Genomic DNA, 25,902 nt, shown 5'->3' with positions numbered 1-25,902 from the left:
TGTTTGATTTTTGGTTATGTTTCATCTTCCCTTATTACTATTGGTAATTGATAGTGTGTATTGTTCATTAGCTGGCATAGATAGGCTGTTTGTAGAATATGTTTGATTTCTATCGGTTGGTTTTGTGCTAATTTGTTTAGGGTGTGGCTTAACGTCGTTAAGCCAAGTGTATCGCATTGGTATTGTAATTGGTTTATTTTTTGTTTATCTGCGTTAGATAAGATCAATCGCCCAGAACTGGTGATTGCTTCAAGTAATGCCAGTGTAGGTTTGATGATATATGTCGCAATAGGATCTTGTTGGTAATTGATTTGCGTCATCTGTTTTTTTAATACCGGTTCTTTGGATGCTTCAAAGGCTTTATAATTTTTTCCTTTTGGATATAACCATTCATAATCAAAATCCAAATTGGCGATGTTGATTTGGTCGGTTTTCGACTCTTTATAAATGATTGCAAAAGGTTTAAGATCTAAATTACTGTCATTTTTTATGCATTTTACCAATACTGTCAATGGTTGATGAGCCGTTCTTAGCAAAAGGTTTAGCGTATCAATGCGCTGTGAATAATTTCCATCCCAAAAAAGTTGTAATAAAAGATCATTGTTTTTATTGTCTTTTATACACCAGATTAAACTTTGATTAATTTCATCTAATACCGGTTTTTGGGTATTGGTAATATGAATAGCGATTACCTGATCAAACAAGCCGTCACTGACATCACTATTTTCTAAATAACGACTCAGTTCTTTCCAGTTTCGAAAACCATTAAAGGCTCGAAATTCTTGATAATCCAGATCAGTCCATCCTATCGATTTTATCACCACACTCGCTCCAGTACTTGATAAGTTATTGCCTTCAGCTAGAAGAGGATTGTTCAGTGAGAATCGTTTTCTCATCAATATATTTGGCATTGACTGCCATAATGAAATACGATGCCATATAGAATATTGATTAAAATTAATGTCAGCCTTATTGGATCTGGCTAGCGTTGTTTGGTAATACTGATTATCGTTAGGGTTCCAAAAGTAAAAAGTGGCACCTTGTGCACCGGTATTACTTTCCCACCAATAAGCACCTAATGGCAATAAATCTAACGTTTGCTGGTTGGTCTGGTATTGGCGTTTTTGTTTTCCTCGTAAATTGGCAAGTTGTTCACCTTCGCTATTTAATATTGTTTGCAAATGAACGGTTAAGCGAGCTAAAAGTAAGATGATATCTTGCTCTTCAATAGCGAAATGCCGATTAACTTGCATCTCAACTAATTGGCACAATTGCCTAAGCATGGCAGCCAACATTGGTAAACCTTGTGCTCGGGCTGACATATTAAGTAATTGTAATTGGTTAGCTTGGCTGGCACTTACATGCGACAAGCCATGCTCTATTAACGTGTTGATTTGATTTTGTATCTGTTTTATCAAGATAATTTCATCATCACAAAGCTGATCTTGCTGATTATTTTGCTGATGTTCTGAAATAATCTGTTCAGGCCATTGCCAGCTTTTTTGATTTTGTTGGAATAGATAAGCAATAACGGCTAAATGTACGGCCTGTTTTTGCTTATCGGGTAATTCTGAAATGATGCCAGCAAAGCCCGTACCCGCTGTGTAAATAACTGGGGTGGTACTTTGTGGAACTTGAATACGAAGTTGAACGCCCTGAGTTTGCACAGTTACCCCATCGCTTTGTAACCAATCAAACAGTAATTGATAAGCCAGTCGTATATTGGCTTTGCCCACTGTTTTAAATAACTGGCTACTCTCAATTGCTAATAGCTCGGCTAAAGGATCACTATGTGATTTAGAGGATTCAAGTGGTTGATTAAGTGTGTCACAATTTGGGGTAACTTTGGATTCATCGATAAGTGGATTTTCGTGTAACCATAACACAGAAGCTATTATGTGTTTACAATGATCACTGGCTGGACAGCTACACTTTGCCGCTTGAATACCTTGTGGTGTCAGTTTGACTTGTTGGTTATCAACCTCAAATATCAAATGTGATTGATTGTGTTCGATTAATTTAACTTTATTAGCTTCAATATCTTTGAGTGCACGTCGAATGACGCCAACATTAGCATAGACAGCCAAAGCATCTTGATCGTAATTTAAGTAGATTTGAGACCAACTCATTTCATCACCTCTGCAAGCCAAGTAGCAAAATGTTCGGGTGTTAAAGCCGCAATTTCCATTCCCCGATTGGCGAGTTCTTGGGCTACTTGCAGATCATAAACGGGGGTTGCCAAGTAATCTAATGCAGCTAAACCCAGCATTTTAACTCGATTAGCATTAAGGCGTGCAACAGTTGTATAAAGGTTAGTTAAATTCACCCCCTCACAAAAATCACTGACCACAACCATGACGGTACGACTTGGATTTATTATTTTTTGTTCCGCATAATTTAGTGCATAACCAATATTAGTACCGCCACCAAGTTGTACTGTCATGAGTATTTCGACTGGATCGCTCGCTAAATGTGTTAAATCCACCACTTGAGTATCAAAAACCAATAAATGTAAACGAACAGCCGGCAACCGTGTAATGATACTGGCACACACCGCCGAGTAGAAAATAGAGCTATCCATTGAACCGCTTTGGTCAACACATAAAATGATATCCCAAGGAAGTTGACGAGCAGCGCGAGAGTTAAAAATGGCCTTTTCAATTATGATGCGTTGTTTATCATGATCAAAATGTTTTAAATTAGCTTTAATGGTTGCTCGCCAATCAAAATTTTGGTTATTTTTAATTAATGAGCGTCTAAATCGATTTTTTTTGCCTGTCATGGCATTAATAAAATTCGTCTGGATTTTTCGTAAAATTTCATCCACCACTTTTTTGATAAGCGCTTTTACCTCATCTTGAACACTGTTACTGAGCTTACCTCGTAAGTTCATTAAAAGTCGTACAGAATTGAAGTTGGGTTGTAACTCTTTAACGGCATTAGGATCGTTTAAAATACCTTCAAGATGATATCGTTCAATAGCTTGGTTTTGCATTCGTTCAAAAGTACTTTTAGGAAATAATTTGCGGGATTGTCGCAACCAATTTACTGTATTATAGACAGAACTCTCTTTTCCGCCAGATTTTGAGCTTGATTGGTTTTTGTCTTCCATTAATAAGCCCCGAGAACGATATTCATGTTGATAAAGGTAATCTAAAGCTTGATCAATTTGCTTATCGTATATGCCTAAATTATTATTGCTATTTAGATGTTCATCGGCGTATTGACCTAATATCAAACGCCAACGCTTGACTTGCTCGTCTGTTTTGCTGTTTTTAGTTTGTTTATCGTTAATCATGCCAATGCCTACTGTTTGAACCAATCGGTAAGATGTTGCTGTTTTATTTTTTCCGTAATAAACAATTCCAGCAAGAGCGCTTTTTGTAGCTGATTTTCACTAAATTGATGCTGTTGAAAATGCAAATCAGCATCAGCAATCTGATATTTTTTAGCAATTTTTTCGGCTAACGAAGCCGTTTGTTTAGGATTTAATTGAGAAAAGGCATAACGTAAATCAGGTAAAATTTCGATAAATTGCTCAGGTGACCAATCAATCAGTAATTGATCTAAACTCTCCAATAAAATGGATGAATGTATTACTAATTCAGGTGTACATTGCATGATGCCAATAAAATAGCTAATTGCTTGTTCATTTTTAGTACCTAAATTGAAGTTAATTTTTATATTATCTTCCAATTGTTGTTGGCTTAAATAGGAATCTAAATAACTCATACTATCGATAGCACCACGAATCAAAGGTGCCTGAGTTAACTCTGGTTGCAAACGGGACAAATTATGGTAAAAATCCTGTTTAAGTTGGTTAACATCAAGCTCATCGGGCAGATAATTTAATAAATCTCTAAATGAAAGTAATACTTTTAAATTTTGCTGTTGCTGTTCATTTTCATGTTGTTTAAGTTTATTTAACAAGAAAAAACTCTGTTTAACAATTTTAGTTAATAACGTAAGTAAAGTGGATGTGGCTTTAAGTTGTAAAAAAGTTTGACCTTGCCATAAGTAAACCATACGGTGTCCACAATGGATGAGTGAACTCAATTCACCATCACTTTCAATAAAATCTGCAAAATTATCAACTAAATGGTTAAAGTAATCATCTAATCCCATTAAAGCAGCATGGGTTAACTGCTCAACGGCGATAAGACTTACCGAACCAGTCTTATCGTGTATAAGCTGCTCGGCGTCCAATTGCAATTTATTTATGGCAATTTGTTCCAGCTTAGTCCCCTGCTGAGATAATTCAATCAATCTTGCTTCAACCATTGGTGTCCAAGCATAACGCCAATCTTCAAACATCACATTTAAACGTTGGCCATGAATGTAATCAGGACCATCAAGTCGATTAGCAAAACCAACATTTAAAAAGGTCATCAAGTGCAAAAAACGGCTACGTTGTCGATGATTAGGCTTGCGATAAATATCAATATGAGTAAGTTTTGGGTTGGTATCATCCAATTTGAAACGATATTTTTTTAAAGTTAAATAGACGTCATTAACCAGTGGTGGTTGTGACGTACTAGTCGGCACTTGGCCTAGTAGATTGCCTGATAAGCAACTTTGCACTGACAACCAAAACTCACTATTCGTAGTGTCAATGCTCTCTTTAATAAAGCAAGATTGAATAGCATCGAATAAATCATATCGCCCTGCTCCAACATGTCCACGCAAATCAGCAAGTAATGTGGCTTGTTCAATGGCTGATTTTAAAGGAACAAATCCAGTTGAACTATTATAATTTGGTTGTTGGCGTAATTTATCGGCAATTTCAGACAGTAAAGCTAAGGTTAGCCGTTGGCGATATTCTCGCCCTGATTGATCTTTATTTGTCGCTTTATCATAATGCAATATCGATTGCCAAGCTGCTTGATAATAAGCGGGTGATGGCATACCCGAAGCATAACCATTTAACGCATCAAGACGATCAAAGCTGTAACGAATTAGCCATGTTTGATCGTTCGCACTATTTTTTTGTTGGCGGTTAAACTGTATAACATCTGATCTTTTAGGTAATACAAGCTGATTTTGCCATAATCCCTCTATTAACGCTAAAGTATGAAATCCTCCTGTTACTACGACAATTTTGGCTTGTGGTTTGGATTTTTTTAGCTGACCAATAGCGGTTAACATATACTGTTCGCGCTGGACAGATCCTTCCGCAATTAGCGACTCTTGTGTGTAATCAAACCTTGACATGGCACACCAAACAAACGTATCAACAAAAAACGTCTGCCAATCAGCGATTTCATCATAATCTTTTAATTCAAATAGATGCTCCCATACTTCATCATGATCTCGGCAGTGCAGTTTTTGCATTAAACGTTGTATATATTGGCTATGTTTAAGATAAGTTTCAGAAAGTAGAGAACGATTATAATCCGAATCATAATCAATACTTTGATCCGTTTGTAAACTCCAAGGCAAATCAATAAATTGTATATCAGCCTGTTGCTTTTTTGCCATTTGCATTGCCAACCACTCCGGTGAGTAATGACAAAATGGATAAAATGCTGAATAGGTAATTGATTTAGGTGTTATATCATCGGTATCATCTTCCGTTTCTGGCTCGGAACTTGTCATTAGTTGATCAATGTTTTTTTCGGTTTGACATAGCACGGCGATAGGTGGCTTTGTGTCACTATGTAATAATTGCTCGATAATAGCCTCAAAGCTAGATGGCGCTTCTATCAATATATGTGTTGGCTGAACTTCCTTTATCAACTGTTTTAATGCATAGCTGCATGCGGGACTATGATGGCGCACTGGCGCAAAATAGATCTGTTCTTGCTGTAGCGCTTTTAGGCTTTCTACCGCTTTTGATAACCGTTCTGGTAATAGTGAATGGCTGATTGTCATAGCGATTTGTTATTTCCAAAAAGTTTTTGATACTTGATAAAAACTACGCCAAATATCGGATTTTTTAGCACGTTCACGTACCACATTATCCATATAAAACTGGATTCTTTTAATATCATCCGCATTGTCTTTCAAAACAACGCCAATCAGTTGTTTGGCAATTTGTTCACCTGTCAATGTTCCATCACCAAGATAATGGGCATCTAACGCAGATGCATAGGCAATGTTCACTGCCTCGGCCGTTGACATAACTGCATCGGGTGTTTTTAATTTGGCACCCTCGGTGGTTTGACCTTGTCTGAGTTCTTGAAAGGTAGTTACCAACAATTCAATGACATCAATAGGGATAACGATTTGTGAAGTTAATTCGCCTAACTCTTGATTAAGCTGGCGTTGTATTAATTCAATTTCAAAACCTTTATCAGCAATAGGATTAACGGTTTCGAAGTTAAAACGACGCTTCAATGCCGCAGACATTTCATGCACGCCACGATCTTGTAAGTTTGCTGTACCAATAATATTAAATCCAGGTTTAGCTTTGATAACGCTGTTAGACCCCATTTCGGGAATCATCATTTGTTTTTCGGACATAATCGATACCAGCATATCTTGAATTTCAGGTTGGCATCGGGTTATCTCTTCAAAGCGGACTATTTTTCCTTGCAACATACCTTGATAGATAGGTGAGCCAATTAATGCCCGTTCAGTTGGCCCTTCGGCAAGCAGTAAAGCATAATTCCATGAATAACGAATATGATCTTCGCTGGTACCAGCTGTCCCTTGAATGGTCAAATTCGAATCACCACTTATTGCTGCTGCCAGTAATTCAGATAACATGGATTTTGCTGTACCGGGTTGTCCCACTAGCATTAAACCTTGTTTTCCTAATAGTGATACAATTGCACGATCAACTAACGGATCGTCACCAAAAAATTTACGACTAATGCCTAGTGTGTCGTTACCTAAAATAAATTGACGAACGGATTTTGGTGATAATAGCCAACCTTGGGGTTTATTATTGTCATTATCGGCTTTGCTTAACGTTGCCAATTCTTGGCTATAACGCTCTTCTGCAGTGAATCGTATTACTTGTTTCTGATTTACCATCTTTTTCATCCTTTCAATCTAAATCAAATTCGCTTGATACGTTGGCAACCGCCCTATAATCAACAAAACGCTCGGCTAATAACCCAAGCGAGATGTCATTAGTATCGATTTTTGCTGTTATCATTACTTTGAGCAACAATATCAGGCATACTAAACAGTCTATAAATCCGTTTATCATATTTATTTGTTTTTGATAATACCTTTCGATCATCAAGAACCATGGCATCTTTGTCATATAAAATTTAATGACGAATCCATTCAGGTATTAACTGTTCTAAATCATGTAATCCTGCATTGCAATCAAGAAAAACATGATCCCTCAACTTCTAGTCATGTATCCCATATCACTTTATTTTGCCAATTAGGGTCAAAACCATTGGATGCGTCGGCTACCGCCATATAATTAGCATAACCTTCGGCTAATAACACTTTGGGTAGTTTATCAAGCGCGATTGCGCTATCTTTGAAACCTTTTTTATTGCTGAAATAAAGGGTATAGAGTACTGCTGGAATATTCTCTTCAAGTAGCATGCTACCACTGAATTCAATATTGATATAGATATTGAGAGTGTCAAAGTATTTATAGTAACTATAAAAATATCCGCCATCTTCAGCATTATCACGCTCGTAACCCAATTTCTTTAAAACATCACGTAAGGTAAAACTATCCATTAACCAACCTAAACGATCATCAATAATACCATTTTTAAATTTACTCATATCGGGTAATGAAGTACTAAACTGATCAAACAATGTATTTACTTTGTATTCTTTAAGATACGCTCGCCATTGTGCGGTATCATCACTTGAGAGTAAAGCTGAATGAGCAACGGTAATAAATTGATTTTCATAGAGTAAAACTTCTGCACCATATATATTCGTCGTAAAGTAGCCTTTTTCATTAGACCTAAAACTATTGATGAGCTGACCATTTTTATCTAATTGTAACCAAACCAAATCTTGAATTAATCGACTCACCAGTGGATGATTTTGTAAATATTTTTGCCAATCCTTCACTCGCCATCGACGCTCGGCACACATGGCTTGGTAAAAACGGTTAATTAAGAGTGACACCGCTACACTTTCTTCAATACCACAGGTTAACGCTAATATTCCTTTTGCTTTAATGGCTGAGCCAAGATAGGTTGTTAATGTTTCATTTTTAATTTCTTCAAAAACCTGCTCATAAGTTATATCTTTATAGTCAGAATAAAATTCTGGATAACGCTGATAACTTAAAATACGTTGTTGCAAGCGTTTATCAGCCTCTGAACTGGCTTTGGCTTCCGCCTCTTCCAGTGTTGGCGTTCGGGTATCTTGCTTAATGAAACTTTGTAAAATAAATTCGCCTAATTGCTGCTGACTTTGGGTGCTTAACAAGCGGTTATAGATCGTTAACAGCGGATTAATTGGATCTTTTAATTTGAACGCTAAACAGATCCACCACTTAATAATTAGTGAATCTACTTTATCACCATTTTGCCAAGTTAATGTTGGTATTAAGTTAAAATCAAACCAATCAAGTCCGGCAGGTATTTTACCTTTTAAGCCTTGTTGGGCATCCGCCAATAACTTTTTCGGGGTTAAGTGCTGACTAATGTCTTCACCCATTTTTTCCAATGCTACCAATATCGCCGCTTGTACTGTTTTGCATTTCTCATTTTTTAGCGCAGCATTTAATGCATTAATTGAGCTTTTTTGTCCTAACTCAGCCAACCAATTAGCTGCGGCAATACGTACCTTTTGTTTCGGAGAAGATAAAGCTTGTTCAACTTGAATATGTATATTGGGGATCGGTTTTAAAGCATCTTGCGCTGCATATCGTACTTGATTATCTATATCGGGGATCAGTCTTAAGATAAAATATGGTTGCTCTTGTGTATATTTACTTTCGTTTAAAGCTAATTCAAACAGGTAAGCGACATATTTCGCTGGAATCGTTGAAAACATCTGTAATATTTTTATGGGATAAGTTTTATTAATAAAATAAGATGTTTGTTGAGGAGCCAAACCCAATGCTTCATCAATTAAAAATTCATTTTCAGCAAAAAAAGCCCATAATTTATAGGGTTCATTCTCATAAATGTTATAAAAATAATCACTAGATAAAAACACCCAAGCGATTTTATACTTAACATCAGGAATATTATTAATTTTTAACAACACATCAGCTACTTGTCTAAGATCGAAATTTTTAACAATGTCATATTTTGTATATACATTTTGAAAATAGTAATAATCATGTCTATCTTCAATTAAGAGTGTCATTCGAAATAAGTGGTATAAAGAAAATTCAGGTAAATTTGCTAGTCGATCTTTAGTAGCTAAAAAACTAAAATCAATTTTCTTATCAAGTTTTTTGAATAATGTTGAGTAGCCGATTTTACCATTCAAATAATCAAAGATAATATCCAGAGACTTTGATGTCACTGTTTGCAACAATTTATAACTGTTTTTTTCATAATCCCATGATGTATTATTTTCTCTGTTTTCCGCTAGCTCATTTTCCATCAATTTTTTACATTCGATAAGGTGTTCGTCAAAATTCTGTTGTAAAATATCACGAACTGTGATTGGCAATGGCGTGTCAACAAGTGGTTCAAAATCGGGAATAATTAAATTAGCTTGCTGTTTAACTGTATTGCTAGTTTCTAATTTCAATAAAGCAATTTTAATGGTAGCAATAACTGTTTCATCTCTTTCGTTAGCTAAAGCCTGTAGTAAAATTGTCGGTTCAAGAATGATTCGAGAGAGCAATATTGCGGCATGAGCACGCTCTTTAGCCGCTCCTGAAGTTAAAAAGTGTTGTAATTGGGGTTGAATCAGTTCATGTGGTAAATTAAATAGCATTTCTGTGGCTAATTGGCTAACCGGTTTGAAAGAATTTAACGCCTGCATGACAATAAAATCAACCAATTGCAACTGAAGCTTTGGATATCTTTGAATGTATCTAAGTTGTTCTACCTGTCCCAAAGGCGCTAAACCCAGTGAGGGGAGTTGTTTAAATAATTCAATGCGTTCTTGAATATAAGTCAATAACCCATCCAACTGCGTAAAATATCCGAAGAATCGATAACGTTCAACCGCAATAAAAGTAATATATTTACGATCAAAAATCGCGAACAGCAACTTATCGCCTAATCCTTCTTGTTCAATTTCAAGTAATTGATGTAATTTGTGGACTGACCAACTTTTGCGCAAATAAATTCCGTGTATACAATATTCTTCATAATAAGGTGGTAACTGAGTAATCAGTCCATCATATAACAGATAGATAAACCATGATGGGGTTTGCTTACTTATATGTTTAATAAAATCTAAATGGTCACATAAAATGGCTAAAACCCGGGCAAAACGAATGATTTGCTCTGGTGTATAAACGTCCGTCCAAAAATTATAAAAATCAATACGGGCTTTTTTCGACGGATGAGTTTTTGGTTCAAATTCATCCCATGAACTATAATAATCAGAAGGTCTTCTCAATAAGTCATAAATGTCATTAGCATTATCGGGTATTTGGCATAATTTATCAAAATCGTCTAATACATCATGTTCATCACCATGCAAGATATATTTTGTGATCCGTTCTGGTAAAGACTTGTCTAATTCACTTAATGGGTTAAAGATAGTGATGAGTAGTCCATCATATAACAGATAGATAAACCATGAGGGAATTTGCTTATCTATATGTTTAATAAAACCTAAATGCTCACATAAAATGGCAAAAAACCGATCAAATCGAATGATTTGTTCTGGTGTATAAACATCCGTCAAAAGCTTATAAAAATCAATACAGCCTTGTGTCGACGCATGAGTCTTTAATTCACATTTATCCCATGAATCATGATAACCATAAAGGCTTCTCAATAATTGATAAATTTCATTAGCATTATCGGGTATTTGGCATAATTTATCAAAATCGGTCAACACATCAAGTTCATCTCCATACAAGATATATTGTGTGATCCTTTTTGGGAAAGATTCGTCAAAGTTACTTAATAGACCAAAGATAATGCTAATTAAGTGTCTAGATTTATGTGGACTTGTTGATAATTGTTCAGTTGTTTTCATATTAAGATTCAAATCTTAGGTATCCATTTATAATTTCAGCATATTTATAACTTTTAATCGCTATTCATTCCAATCTAATGTCGCCATTTAAATAAATATAAAACTATCTAAGTCAATACACATCAATTCTTAATGTTTGATAAGTTTATTGGACGTTATCAAATAATGGCTACGAGCTGGAATTTTATATTCCTTATTAGTTTTATTCAATAAATTTATTTTTTACTTTATTGTTTTGCATAATATTTTTACGCGATCCATTTCTGTTATCTACTTAAAACTAAAATGTTTAACATCGAAAATGGTAAATAAGTATTACTACTTTTAGTAGCAATACTTTTGTACACTAATCTCGACAATCATATAACCCATAACTAAATCAAGAATGATATGTTTCATCAGATTTTGACCATGTTTTACCATATTAATTTATCTTTCCAATTAGGATCAAAACCACTACTAGCATTTGCAACAGCCATATAATTAGCATAACCTTCGGCTAATAACACTTTGGGTAGTTTATTAAGCGCAATTGCACTATCTTTGAAACCTTTTTTATTACTGAAATAAAGGTTATAAAGCACTACTGGAATATTCTCTTCAGGTAGCATGTTGCCACTGAATTCAATATTGATATAAATACCTAAACTGCCAAAGTATTTATGATAACCATAAAAACATCCGCTATCTTCAGTAGTATCACGCTCATAACTCAATTTGGTTAAAATACCACGAATGGTAAAACTGTCGGTTAACCAGCCTAAACGATCATCAATAATACCATCTTTAAATTTGCTCATATCGGATAATAGAGCACCAAACTGCTCAAACAATGGATTTACTTTGTAATCTTCAAGATGCGCTTGCCATTGAGCTGTATCATCACTTGATATTAACGCTGAATGGGCAACAGTAATAAAGTGATTTTGATCAAGTAAGATTTCGTCATCTTGATTGGTTATTAAACCGCCATCCTCAGTTGGTCTAAAACTATTGACGATCTGACCATTATTGTCTAATTCCAACCACACTAAACGTTGAATCAATCGTCCCACAATCGGGTGTGGTTGCAGATATTTTAGCCAATCTTCCACTCGCCATTGACGCTCGGCACACATGGCTTCGTAAAAACGGCTTATTTGCATAGTGAGCAATTGGCTAAGCTCTTTTTTACTGTTGCTGAACTGTTTTTTGGCCTCTTTAACGAGTTCAGGATTTTCACTTTTACGTGCTTCTGGTAATGCTTTGATCTTTTCTCCATCAGCATTTTTTAATTGCCACTTAAATTTATCATCTAAACTAGCAGTAAAGGTACGCTCACCGTAATCAAGAATTAACAGACCATTATCATCTAACCCTGCGGTCGATATGGTGCGATCGGCCAGTTCATCTGTTGTCCATCCTGAGCGCTCGGCAATACTTTCTACCAAGTGTCTGGCTTTTTCTTGAATGGATGCCGTACGATAGCGACGTGCTAATGATAATAATAGTTGAATGATCATCGGATCATCACTGTTTGCCAGTGGTTCAAGCATCGCTTCAATTTGTGCACGACGTTGATAATGATTTTTCATAAAACTGCGTAAGAGAGACACTGCAATAGAGCCTTCAATACCACAGGTTAATGCTAATATTCCTTTTGATTTAATGGCTGAGCCAAGATAAATTGCTAATGTCTCTTTTTTGATTTCGTCAAAAACTTGCTCATAAGTAATATTGTTATAGTGAGGATAAAGATTCGGATAACGTTTATAATATCCAATATATTGTTGCAATCGCATATTAGCTTCTAAACCGGCTTTGGCTTCTGCTTCTTCTAGTGATGGACTTAGCGTATCTTGCTTAATGAAACTTTGTAAAATAAACTCGCCTAATTGTTGCTGACTTTGGGGGCTTAACAATTGATTATAAAGAGTTAACAACGGATTAGCCGGATCGTTTAATTTGACCGCTAAACAGATCCACCACTGAATAATTTGTGAATCAACTTTATCACCATTTTGCCAAGTTAATGTTGGTATTAAGTTAAAATCAAACCAATCTAGTTCGGTTGGCATTTTACCTTTTACCCCTTTTTGGGCATCAGCCAATAATTTTTTTGCAGTTAAGTGCTGACTAATATCTTCACCCATTTTTTCCAGCGCCACCAATATTGCCGCTTGTACCGTTTCGCGTTTCTCTTTTTTTAGCGCAGCATTTAGTGCTTTAATCGAGCTTGTTTTTCCTAACTCAGCTAACCAATTAGCTGCAGCAATACGCACCTCTTGTTTTGAAGAAGATAAGGCTTGTTCAACTTGATTATGTATATTAGGTATCTGTCTTAAGGCATGTTGTGCTGCGTAACGTACCGGTTTACTTCCACCTAAAGCTAATTCAATTAGGTAAGCAACATATTTAGCTGGAATGGTTGGAAAAAGTTGTAATATTTTTATGACACTCTCTAGACGACTAAGGATTTGTAGAGGAGCAAAACCCAAAGCTTGATCAATTAAATATATATTTTCAGCAAAAAAAGCCCATAATTTATAGGGTTCATTTTCATAAATATCATGATAAAAATCACTGGTTAAAAACTCCAGAGCAATTTCATACTCAACCTGTGGATAGTTGAGTTTTACCATGACATCCGCTATCTGTCTTAAATCGAAGTTTTTAACAATTTCATAATAATTATATATATATCTAAAAGGATAATTACTATTTAGACCGCTCAGTAACTGAGTCATGCGAAGTAAGTGAAATAAAGAAAATTCAGGTAAATTTGCTAGTCGATTTTTGGTAATTAAAAAGTCAAAATCAATATTCTTATCAAATTCTTTCAATAATGCTGAACGATCAATTTTACCATTCAAATATTCAAAGATCTTATCCAGAGACTTTGATGTCACCGTTTGCAACGGTTTATAACGGTCTAGATAATAGGTTGATCGTCTTTTATATTTTTGGTTTTTCTCTTGCTCATCTTCCATCAATGTTTTACGTTCAATAAGGAACTCGTCAAAATTTTGCTGTATAACATCTCGAGCAATTATGGGCAATGGCGTGTCAACAAGTGGTTCATAACCAGGAATAACTAACTCAGCTTGCTGTTTGGCTGCATTGACGGTTTCTAATCTCGATAAAGCATTTTCAATGGTAGCAATAACTGTTTTATTGGTTTCATTAGCTAAAGCTTGCTCTAAAATTGTCGGTTCAGAAATGATTCGTGAGAGCAATATTACGACATTAGCTCGCTCCTTAGCAGATCTGGAAGTTAAAAAGTGTTGTAATTGAGGTTGAACCAGCTCCAGTGGTAAGTTAAATAGTATTTCTGTAGCTAATTGACTTACCTGTTTGGAAGTATTTAACGTCTGCATGGCAATAAAATCAACCAATTGCAACTGAAATTCTGGATGTCGTTGAATGTAATTAAGTTGTTCTATTTGTCCCAAAGGCGCCAAACCGAGTGAGGGAAGTTGCTTAAATAATTCAATACGTTCTTGAATATAAGTCAATAACCCATTTAACCGAGTAAAATATTTAAAATCACGCAAAGAACTTTCAAAAATATTTTGACGGTCAAAAATCGCGAACAGTAACTTTTCACCTAATCCTGTCTGTTCAATTTCAAGAAATTGATGTAATTGTTGGATTGACCAATTTTCACGATCATCAATTTTATCTTTATTTTCGCTATAAGAGGGTAAAGTAGTAATCAGTCCATCATATAACAAATACATAATCCAAGAAGGAATTTGTTCGCTTATGCGTTTAATATGACTTAAATGTTCAAATAAAATAGCAGAAATTCGGGCAAATCGAATGATTTGTTCCGGTGTATAGGCATCCGTCCAAAGCTTATAAAAATTAATGCGTGCTTTTTGCAACGGATGAATCTTTTGATAATTATATGAACTATAAAAGGCAGCGGGTCCTCGCAATAATTCATAAATTTTATCAACATTAGCTGACTTTTGACATAGTTTATCAAAATCGGCCAACACATCAATTTCATCACCATGCAAGATATATTGTGTGACCCGTTCTGGTAAAGATTTGTCTAATTCACTTAATGGTTTAAAGATAGTATTGATTAACTGTTTAGATGCATGTGGACTTGTTGATAATTGTTCAGCTGTTTTCATATTTCCTTATTCTCCCATTAAGATTCAAATCTTGGGTATCCATTTGTAATTGATTGTTATAGGGATTGTTGTTTCCAAAAAGCTTTTTATACTTGATAATAACTATGCCATATATCGGATTTTTTGGAACGCTTAGGTACTATATTATCCTTATAAAATTATATTTTTTAATATCATTCGTATCTTTCAAAACTACGTTAAACTCCACTTACATTAAACTTTCTTTTCTAATAGTGATAAATTGCATAGTCTACTGACAGATCGTCACAAAAAAATTACCACTAATGCCTAATGTTCCCAACCCAATTAAATTGAGGAACTGATTTTGATAAAAAAAACTTAAGGCTTATTATTGCCATTATCAACTTTGCTTAATGTTGCCAGTTGTTGGCTATAATGTTCTTATACAATTATTCATATTGCTTATTTCTGATTTATCATCTTTTTATCTTTTCAATCTGAATCAAATTTGCTTGAAGCATTAGCGACAGCCATATAATCAGCAAAACTTTCGGCTAATAACACCGGGGGGATGTTGTTAGCATCAATTTTGGGTTTTGTATAGACCCTTTTTTGACGAAAAGAGAGATAATAACGTTCTACTGAAATATTGTCTTGAGAAATATAATTCCCACTAAATTGAATGATGGTATACAAATTTAGGTTACTATAGTATTTACAATAATAATCTAAGCATTCACTATCTTCAATATAATCATGTTTATAACCTCTTTTAGTAAGGACATTGCGAATGGTAAACGCGTCCGTTAACCAACCTGTATAATTATTTACTATACCATCATCAATCCATTGGCTCTTTGGTAAAGGGTTAGCAAATTGGTCAAACAATGGCGTAACTTTATAGTCTTTAAGATGTACTTGCCACTGTTTTGTATGACTGGCTGGTAACAAAACATTATGAGCTAGAGTGATATAGTGATTTTGATTCAAAATGATCTCTTCATCGTTTAAATTAATCAAACTACCATCTTCAGTTGGCCTAAAGCTGTTGCAAATCTTACCTTGTTCATCAACCGCTAACCACACTAATCTTTGCACCAACCGACCGACAATTGGATGGGCAAATAGATATTGTTGCCAATTACTTACTTACCAACGGCGCTGGGTGCACATGGCTTCATACAAGCGTTCGGTTTGTATTGTAACAACTTGTGCGAGTTCTTTTTTATAATGTGAAAACTGTTTTTTCACTTCTTTGATCACTGTTGGATCTTCATCTTTACGCCCTTCTGGTAAAGTTTTTATATTGTTACCTTCCGAATTTTTTAATTGCCATTTAAAGTTATCATCAATACTGGCCGTAAACATTCGTGCGCCGTAATCAAGCATAAGTTTGCCAGAATCATCCAGCCCAGCAGTTGAAACAGTACGTTCAGTAAGATCATCTGTTGTCCATTTTTTCTGCTCAGCAATTTGGTTTACCAAAGATTTTGCTTTTTCTTGAATAGTTTTTTTTGGATTACAGTAAGGAATAGATAACAAAAATTGAATTATGATGAAATCATCATTAACGGCGATCGCTTCTAACATTGCTTCAATTTGCTCTCGTCTAGTGTAATGATTTTTCATATAAGCTTTTATTATTGATACGGCTATATGGCCTTCAACTCCACCAGTTAAAGCCAATAAACCTTTTGATTTAATTGCCGAACCAATTAAACGAGTTTGCACTTCTTTTTTGATTCTTTCAATAACTTGTTGGAGAGTGATATTTTGATATTCAGGGTATAAGTCGGGATGATTTTTATAACTATTTAAATAGGACTGTAGTCGCACTGGTGCGGTTAATTTTGCCTCATTTTCTGCTTCTATTAAGGTCGGGGTTAAGGTATCTTGTTGGATAAAACTTTGTAATATAAATAAACCAAGCTGTTTTTGGCTTTTATCACTTAACAGACTAATATAAATAGTTAATAAAGGATTGGCTGGCTCTTTTAGTTTTACAGCTAACCATGTCCACCAAGTGATAATTCTGCGATCAACCTGATCACCATTTTGCCATGTTAAAGCAGGGATAGTATCACTAACTAACCATTCAATACCTGTCGGTTTTTTACTTTTTAAGCCTTTGATTGCATCATCAAGTAATCGAGATGGTGTTAAATATTGGCCAATATTTTCACCTAAACTTTCTAGCGCAGATAATAGTGCTGCTTGTACCGCTTCTTGTTTTTCTTGATTTAAAGCGGTATTTAAAGCAGCAATCGAAGATTTATTTCCTAATATTACCAACAGGTTAGCTGCTAAAATACGCTGTTTTAATTTATTAGAAGTTAATGCTTTTTCAACTTGACGATGTATACAAGGCGATTTACTTAGTGCTTGTTGGGCCAATAAGCGAGGTATTTTGGTATCGCCTAATGCTAACTCTAATAAATGAATATTATATTTAGCTGGAAGTTTTGGAAAGAAAGTTAAGATTTTTAGGCCACGCTTTTTATCAAAAGTATAATCACTATTTTGTGGCTCAAGGCTGGGGATTAATCCCAATGCTTCATCAAGATAGATAAGATTTTCAGCAAAAAAAGGCCAAACACAATTTGCGTCACTCTCTAAGGTTAGATCATAATAATAATTCATCAAATATGCTGCGGCAACAATACGTTTGACATCGGGCATATCGGATATGTTATTTAAAACCTGAGCGACCAAGCGTAAATCGGTATGCAGCAATATTTCATGTTTTAAAAAACTTAAAGCTAAACAAAACGCTTCAATCTTAGTATAAGTAATTTTTTCTGCGCGTAATAAGTGATACAAATTAAATTCAGGAAATGCTTGCAAACGCCCTTTATGTAAAATAATTTCATTAGTTAGCTTATTTTTAATATCAGATTGCTTTAATTCACCCTTAGCGTTTAGATAATTAAAAATCGTATCTAAATCATTGTCAGTGAAAGTAGTTAATTGCTCGTAACGTTCTTGCTCTTTCGTATATAGGCAATGATATCTTTGATTATCGAGTTTTTCTTGTTGTGCTCTATTTTGCGATTGTATTAACAACTCTTGATAATTTTGTTGCAATATATCGCGCGCTTTCACAGGTAAATCAATTTCAGTAATTGCCATAAAAGGAGGAATGATAAATTCATCCTCTTGCTGCCTAACTAACTTATCATCGTTAACGGAAAATAAAGCACTTTCGATACTTTTAATTACTATTTTATTCGTTTCTTCAGTTAGTATTTTTTCTAATATTACTTTATCAACAGACAATTTAACTAATAGCGCAATTTTTTGACAACGTTGCTTTGGTGTACCTTGTGCGAATGAAGCAATTAAATGATTTTGCGCACTTTCTGTAGAAACACTAAACAATAGCGTTGTCGCTAACTCTCTTATTTTTTTGATGCTACTGGTGGATTGTTTGACTAACAAATCCACTACTTGTTCTTTAAGTTCGGTATGACTGGCAATATATTGCAATTGTTGCAATTGACCAATTGTGGATAATTCTTGATCTGGTAAAGATTTAAACCATTCTAAGTTTTCAGTTATATATAATTTCAACCCTCTAATCGCAAAAACAGTATTAAAATAACGATAGTAATATTTTGGTACTTGTTGTCGATCAAAAAGAGCAAACATAAGTTGGTTTCCCAACCCTGTCTGCTCAATTTCGAGTAATTGATGTAATTGCTCAATGGACCAATTATCACGCTCAGCGATATTTTGCTCAGCATTGAAATTACGCCCTAAAAAAGTAGTGACCAAACCGTCAATAAACAGATATAAAAACCACAAAGGCAGTTTTGGAGTGATAACATTAATATTTATTTTCTCATAATAAACCTGTCTTTGAGGCAGGTCCAGAATATCAGTTGCTGCTAAAATTTTACCAAACCTGATGATCTGTTCAGGTGAATATTGACTCGTCCATAATTGATAAAATTTAGCTCGTATTTTTTGCAGTGGTTCATTACTTTCATCAGAAAAACCAACAAAACCAGGCATACCAAGCAATCTATAAATCCGTTTATATTTATTCGTTTTTGATAATACTTTTAGATCATCAAGAACCATGTCATCTTTGCCATATAAAATATAATGACAAATCCGTTCAGGCATTGACTGTTCTAATTTATTTAGACCTGAGAAGCAATCAAAAATAACCTGTTCCATCAAGTTTTGTTTATGTTTTACCATATTAATTTATCTTTCCAATTAGGATCAAAACCACTACAGGCATTTGCAACTGCCATATAATTAGCATAACCTTCGGCTAATAACACTTTGGGTAGTTTATCGAGCGCAATTGCTCTATCTTTGAATCCCTTTTTATTACTGAAATAAAGGTTATAAAGTACTGCTGGAATATTTTCTTCAGGTAGCATGCTGCCACTAAATTCAATATTGATATAAATACCTAAACTGCCAAAGTATTTATGATAACCATAAAAACATCCGCTATCTTCAGTAGTATCACGCTTATAACTCAATTTGGTTAAAATACCACGAATGGTAAAACTGTCGGTTAACCAGCCTAAACGGTCATCAATAACGCCATCTTTAAACTTACTCATATCCGGTAGTGGATCACTAAACTGCTCAAACAATGGATTTACTTTGTAATCTTTAAGATGCGCTTGCCATTGTGCTATATCATCACTCGTTAGTAATGCTGAATGGGCAACGGTAATAAAGTGATTTTGATCAAGTAAGATTTCGTCATCTTGATTGGTTATTAAACTGCCATCTTCAGTTGGTCTAAAACTATTGACAATCTGACCGTTATTATCCAATTGTAACCAAACTAAACGTTGAATAAATCGTCCCACAATCGGGTGTGGTTGCAGATATTTTTGCCAATCTTCTACTCGCCATTGACGCTCGGCACACATGGCTTCGTAAAAACGGCTTATTTGCATAGTGAGCAATTGATTAAGCTCTTTTTTACTATTGCTGAACTGTTTTTTGGCTTCTTTAACTAATTCAGGGTTTTCGCTTTTACGTGCTTCAGGTAATGCTTTGATCTTTTCTCCATCAGCATTTTTCAATTGCCATTTAAATTTATCATCCAAACTAGCAGTAAAGGTACGCTCACCGTAATCAAGAATTAACAAGCCATTATCATCTAACCCTGCCGTCGATATGGTGCGGTCTGCCAATTCATCAGTCGTCCAGCCTGAGCGTTCGGCAATACTTTCTACCAAATATCTGGCCTTTTCTTGAATGGATGCCGTACGATAACGGCGCGCTAATGATAACAATAGTTGAATGATCATCGGATCATCACTGTTTGCCAGGGGTTCAAGCATCGCTTCAATTTGTGCTCGACGTTGATAATGATTTTTCATAAAACTGCGTAAGAGAGACACTGCAATAGAGCCTTCAATACCACAGGTTAATGCTAATATTCCTTTTGATTTAATGGCTGAGCCAAGATAGATTGCTAATGTTTCATTTTTGATTTCTTCAAAAACCTGCTCATAAGTAATATTTTGGTATCTAGAAAATTGTTTTGGATAGCGCTGATAATATCCAATATAGTCTTGCAATCGTTTATTGGCCTCTAAGCTGGCTTTGGCCTCTGCCTCTTCCAGTGTTGGTGTTTGGGTATCTTGATTAATGAAACTTTGTAAAATAAATTCGCCTAACTGTCGCTGACTTTGGGTACTTAACAATTGATTATAAATAGTTAACAACGGATTAGCCGGATCTTTTAACTTGACCGCTAAGCAGATCCACCACTCAATAATTTGTGGTTCAACTGTCTTACCATTTTGCCAAGTTAACGTCGGTATTAAGTTAAAATCAAACCAATCAAAATCGGTTGGTATTTTACCTTTTAAACCTTTCTGGGCATCAGCCAATAACTTTTTCGGCGTTAAGTGCTGACTAATGTCTTCACCAAATTTTTCGAGCGCAATCAATATTGCTGCTTGTACTGTTTCGCGTTTCTCTTTTTTTAGTGCAGCATTTAGTGCTTTAATCGAGCTTGTTTGTCCTAACTCGGCCAACCAATTAGCGGCAACTATACGTACCTCTTGTTTTGCGGAGGATAAGGCTTGTTCAATTTGATTATGTATATTGGGGATCTGTCTTAAGGCATCTTGCGCAGCATAACGTTCCCGTTTAATTTCGCCTAAAGCTAATTCAAATAGATAAGCGACATATTTAGCTGGAATAGTTGGAAATAGCTGTAATATTTTTATGGTACAAACTCTATCAATACGATCATAACGAGACTGAGCGAATTGTGGAGGAGCAAAACCTAATGCTTCATCAATTAAAAACTCATTTTCAGCAAAAAAAGCCCACAATTTATAGGGTTCATTTTCATAAATATCGTGAAAAACATCACTGCTTAAAAACGGTAGTGCAATTGTATATTCAACATCTGGAATGATATTAATTTTTTTAAACACATCAGCTATTTGTCTAAGATCGGCATTTTTAACAACGTCATAGTTTTCGTATAATCGATTAAAATAATAAGTAACACTTGAATCATCAATTAATCGTCTCATTCGAAATAAGTGAAATAAAGAAAATTCTGGTAAGTTTGATAATCGATTTTTAATAAGTAAAAAATCAAAATCAATTTTCTCGTCAATTTCTTTGTATAATGCTGAGCGATCGATTTTACCATTTAAATATTCAAAGACCTTATCAAGAGACTTTGACGTCACTGTTTTCAACTTTTTATAACGGTACTGATTATAACTCCATGATGTATTATTTTCTTTGTTTTCCTCTAGCTCATTTTGCATCGCTCTTTTACATTCGATAAGGAACTCGTCAAAATTTTGCTGTAAAACATTACGAGCAGTGATTGGTAATGGTGTATCACTAATTGGTTCAAAATCAGGAATAACTAAATTCGCTTGCTGTTTGGCTTCATTGGCACTTTCTAATCTTGATAAAGCACTTTCAATGGTAGCAATAACTGTTTTATTAGTTTCGTTGGCTAAAGCTTGCTGTAAAATTGTCGGTTCAGAAATGATTCGAGAGAGTAATATTGCGGCATTAGCGCGCTCCTTAGCCGAGCCTGAAGTTAAAAAGTGTTGTAATTGGGGTTGAACCAGCTCATGTGGTAAGTTAAATAGTATTTCTATAGCTAATTGATTCACCTGTTTGGATGTATTTAACGCCTGCATTGCAAGAAAATCAACTAGTTGCAACTGAAGCTTTGGATATCGTTGAATATATTTAAGTTGATCAATCTGCCCAAAAAGTGCTAAACCGAGTGAGGGGAGCTGCTTAAATAATTCAATTCGTTCTTGAATATAACTCAATAATCCATTCAATCGGTTAAAATATTTAAATAAACCAACACGTATAACAGGAATATTTTGACGGTCAAAAATGGCAAATAGTAACTTTTCACCTAATCCTGCTTGTTCAATTTCAAGAAATTGATGTAATTGTTGTACTGACCAATTTTCACGTTCAATAATTCCATTTTCGTTTTCGCAATCATCATAAGATGGTAACGTGGTAATCAGTCCGTCATATAACAAATAGAGAAACCATGATGGGATTTGCTCGTTTATACGTTTAATAAAATGTAAATGGTCAATTAAAGTGGCAAAAACTCGGGCAAATCGAATTATTTGTTCTGGTGTATAAATATCGGTCCAAGACTTATACACGTCAATGCGAGCTTTAAATGATGGATGAAGTTTCTCATAACTAAAGTAATAAAAACGTGAACGATAAATACCTGAGGGGCTTTGCAATAATTCATAAAGATCATTTGCCTTATTAGGTATTTGACATAATTTCTCTAAATCGACTAATACATCAATTTCATCACCATACAAGATATATTGTGTTATCCGTGTTGGTAAAGATTTATCTTGTTCACTTAATGGCTTAAAGATAACGGTAATTAATTCTTCGGATGTGTGAGTTTTAGTTGATAATTGTTTTATTTCTTTCATATTCCTTTATTTTCCTATTAAGGCTCAAATCTTGGGTATCCATTTGTATTTGCAACTTATTTGTAGCTTTTTAATCGCGACTTATTCTAATTCAATTTTGCCATTTAAATAAATATAAAACGATGTAAATCATTACAAATCATTTCATAATGACTAGATAAGTTTATTGGGCATCATCCAAAAATGGCTACAAGTTAAAGCTATATATTTTATACTATTTTTTAGTTGTATTTAATTAAGTTATTTTTTTCTTGATTGTAATACATTAAAGATTATTTGTACTCGAGCCATTTCTGTTATCGAGCCTAAACTTAAAGTTTTTAATATGCAAAATGATAAAAAGGTATTACTACTTTTAATTACACTCCACTCACACATTAATGTCGATAATCACATCTAGGTATAAAATATTCATGTAATGGATGGATAGAGATGAAAAATGATAAGGCAAAAACATAAACAGAAAATATACTAATTTGTTTAACATTTTATTTCTTTATTCCTTTTATTAAACAAACGGTTGCAACCAAATAACTAAATGATCCATTTCTATTAAATTTTTTTAATATTATTGATTTTATTTTTAAATTAAAAAGATAGTTTTTGCCAACAACTTTTGCCATAAAAATAATAAAAAGTAATATTTATTAAGAGCAACGTGTAATCGAAAGCTAATTCATTGGCTAGATATTCAATTATATTAAGTGTGATATATGTAATGTTAGGGATAGATGGAGCTTGGTTTTGTGGCGCTTGTGAGCATAAACACCACAATTTAATAAGAGCAATAAACTAATCATCATTATTTTTTGATTAATTTGTTATCGTTTTTTTCATTCTCACTACTTAGCTTGCTCTTTTAACCAAGCAATCTCCTGAGCCCAAATATCTGGGTCAATGGTTTCAAGAATGAGCGGTATTTCGTCAATTCGCGGATCTTGCATGATAAATTTAAATGCTGTTTGACCGATGTTACCTTTACCTAAACTGTCATGGCGGTCAACATGGCTGGCGAGTTCACTTTTGGCATCGTTTAAATGCATGCCCCGTAAATATTTAAAGCCAACAATCTTTTCAAATTCATCAAACGTTTCTTTACAGGCTTTTTCGGTACGTAAATCATAACCAGCAGCAAAGGCATGACAGGTATCAATACAAACACCCACACGAGTTTTATCTTGAACTTTGTCAATGATTTGTGCTAGATGTTCAAACTTATAACCTAAGTTAGATCCTTGCCCAGCCGTATTTTCAATCACAGCAACCACGTTTTTGGTTTTATCTAAAGTGATATTTATCGATTCAGCAATACGCGCTAAACAGTCATCAACCGATATTTTTTGTAAGTGACTACCCGGATGAAAGTTTAATAAGGTGAGTCCCAACTGTTCACAGCGTTGCATCTCATCTAAAAAAGCCGTTCGTGATTTTTCGAGTTGCTCATTGTCAGGACTACCTAGATTTATCAGGTAACTATCATGCGGTAAGATCTGTTTACTGGTAAAGCCATACCGTTCACAGCGTTTTTTAAAGCTATCAATCATGGCTGATTCAAGTGGCTTAGCATGCCATTGTCTTTGATTTTTTGTAAATAAGGCAAAAGCTGTTGCGCCAATTTGATAGGCGTTGATTGGAGCATTATCAACTCCCCCTGCTGCGCTAACATGTGCACCAATGTATTTCATATTTTTATGTTCCTGATAATTGGATGTGATGATTATTTTGAACCGCTATTACGTTGTAATTGATCGCGTAAATTTGGTGGAACACCTTTAATCACTAGTGTATCAGTTTGCTGATCCCATTTAATTCGTTCACCTAATAAGTCAGAATCAAAACTTAAGGTTAATCCACCGCCACTACCTGAGAATTTTTTGAGTTGACGCAGTGCACTACGATCAACTGGAAAGGTCTCTTCTAAATCGTAATCGCTATTTTTTACAAATTCAGCAAAATTATTTTCACCATTAGCCGGCAATTCATTAGCCAGATTTTTGAGTTCGATCTCTTCGCCTGCTTGTAATTGAGCTTGACAATAATTATAGACATTTTCACGGGCGCTGGTTTTGTCTTGTTTATCAAATTGCATTTCTTGGCAATAGTCATCAACCGCTTTCACTAAAGTTTTATTTTGAGCTTTCGCATCTAATCCTTCACTGGCGCCTAAATAGTCCATAAAAAAGTCAGACACTTTGCGCCCAACTCTCCCTTTTAAAAAGGTTAAATAGCGTTTTGAATCTGGTGTGGTTTCCCATTCAGTGATATCAATTCGTGCAATAATATCGGCATGATCAATATCCAAATATTGGGTTTCGGTTATATCAAGCTGTTCATTAACTAACATACTTGAACAGCTATTTAATACTGCAATAATTAAGTATTCAACAGCTAGATAACGGTAATGACAAAAGACCACCGTGCCACCTTCGGCAAACGGGTATTTAGCGAGTTCATTGCGTAGTTGTTTGGTCGATTCTTGACTAAAATGCAAAAAATCTTGGTTGCCTAAACGTAATTCTTTAAGCGATTGTTCAAACAGACTTTCACTATTAAAGAGCCCATAAGCTTTGCTTTTATTATTATAAATACGGTTAATATCCTCAATTAAATTGACAACCGCTTGTTGATTGCTTAGCATTGAATCACGAAGTTGCAGTTCAATTTCAGTGTCATTTTTTCTGATTAATTTATGTAAAATAACTTTTTCTATTTGTACACTCATTTAGAATTCCTGTTTGGATGGCAAAAGTAAGACTACCACTATTTTATCAAAGCACTAAAAAAGTGCTATCCACAATTTATTAGTCTGATTAGATAACAAA

At 34.6% G+C, this 25,902-nt stretch carries 10 protein-coding genes and 1 pseudogene; all 11 read right to left on the bottom strand.

The features are described 5' to 3' along the window. Window positions 1-14 precede the first annotated feature (14 nt). A complete protein-coding gene (locus H3S73_RS10350) occupies window positions 15-2,129 on the bottom strand; it encodes a hypothetical protein (protein ID WP_198236554.1) in 2,115 nt (704 codons plus the stop codon). Further along, window positions 2,126-3,298, bottom strand: a complete 1,173-nt coding sequence (locus tag H3S73_RS10345) for a VWA domain-containing protein (RefSeq protein ID WP_198236553.1) — start codon at window positions 3,296-3,298, stop codon at window positions 2,126-2,128. The genes H3S73_RS10350 and H3S73_RS10345 overlap by 4 nt, the downstream gene beginning before the upstream one ends. Window positions 3,299-3,306: 8 nt before the next feature. Continuing rightward, window positions 3,307-5,871, bottom strand: a complete 2,565-nt coding sequence (locus tag H3S73_RS10340; protein ID WP_198236552.1) for a DUF5682 family protein — start codon at window positions 5,869-5,871, stop codon at window positions 3,307-3,309. 9 nt (window positions 5,872-5,880) lie between these two features. Further along, window positions 5,881-6,987: an AAA family ATPase gene (locus tag H3S73_RS10335; protein ID WP_370528800.1), complete on the bottom strand. Its 1,107-nt coding sequence runs from the start codon at window positions 6,985-6,987 to the stop codon at window positions 5,881-5,883. A 321-nt stretch (window positions 6,988-7,308) separates the two neighbouring features. Continuing rightward, window positions 7,309-11,049: a DUF4132 domain-containing protein gene (locus H3S73_RS10330; protein WP_198236550.1), complete on the bottom strand. Its 3,741-nt coding sequence runs from the start codon at window positions 11,047-11,049 to the stop codon at window positions 7,309-7,311. A 416-nt stretch (window positions 11,050-11,465) separates the two neighbouring features. Next, window positions 11,466-15,173 carry a DUF4132 domain-containing protein gene (locus H3S73_RS10325; RefSeq protein ID WP_198236549.1) on the bottom strand — a complete coding sequence of 1,236 codons (3,708 nt, stop codon included), beginning with the start codon at window positions 15,171-15,173 and terminating at the stop codon, window positions 11,466-11,468. Window positions 15,174-15,626: 453 nt separating this feature from the next. After that, window positions 15,627-16,268, bottom strand: a pseudogene (locus H3S73_RS10320) (DUF4132 domain-containing protein); the annotation flags it as partial. Between the two features lie 15 nt (window positions 16,269-16,283). Then, the gene (locus H3S73_RS10315; protein WP_198236548.1) at window positions 16,284-19,340 is read right to left on the bottom strand and encodes a hypothetical protein; all 3,057 of its coding nucleotides are present in this window, start codon (window positions 19,338-19,340) and stop codon (window positions 16,284-16,286) included. Next, window positions 19,334-23,080 (bottom strand): DUF4132 domain-containing protein, encoded by a 3,747-nt coding sequence (locus H3S73_RS10310; RefSeq protein ID WP_198236547.1) that lies wholly within the window; start codon window positions 23,078-23,080, stop codon window positions 19,334-19,336. The genes H3S73_RS10315 and H3S73_RS10310 overlap by 7 nt, the downstream gene beginning before the upstream one ends. Before the next feature lie 842 nt (window positions 23,081-23,922). Then, window positions 23,923-24,765, bottom strand: coding sequence for a deoxyribonuclease IV (gene nfo, locus H3S73_RS10305; RefSeq protein ID WP_198236546.1), 843 nt, complete (start codon window positions 24,763-24,765; stop codon window positions 23,923-23,925). A 32-nt stretch (window positions 24,766-24,797) separates the two neighbouring features. Then, a complete protein-coding gene (gene yejK / locus H3S73_RS10300; protein WP_198236545.1) occupies window positions 24,798-25,802 on the bottom strand; it encodes a nucleoid-associated protein YejK in 1,005 nt (334 codons plus the stop codon). Window positions 25,803-25,902: the final 100 nt, after the last annotated feature.

This window comes from Gilliamella sp. B14384G12 (assembly GCF_016101825.1).
GTDB classification, from domain to species: Bacteria; Pseudomonadota; Gammaproteobacteria; order Enterobacterales; family Orbaceae; genus Gilliamella; species Gilliamella apicola_N.
The sequence above is the reverse complement of the archived record's forward strand: the minus strand, read 5'-3'. Positions and strand labels throughout refer to the sequence as shown.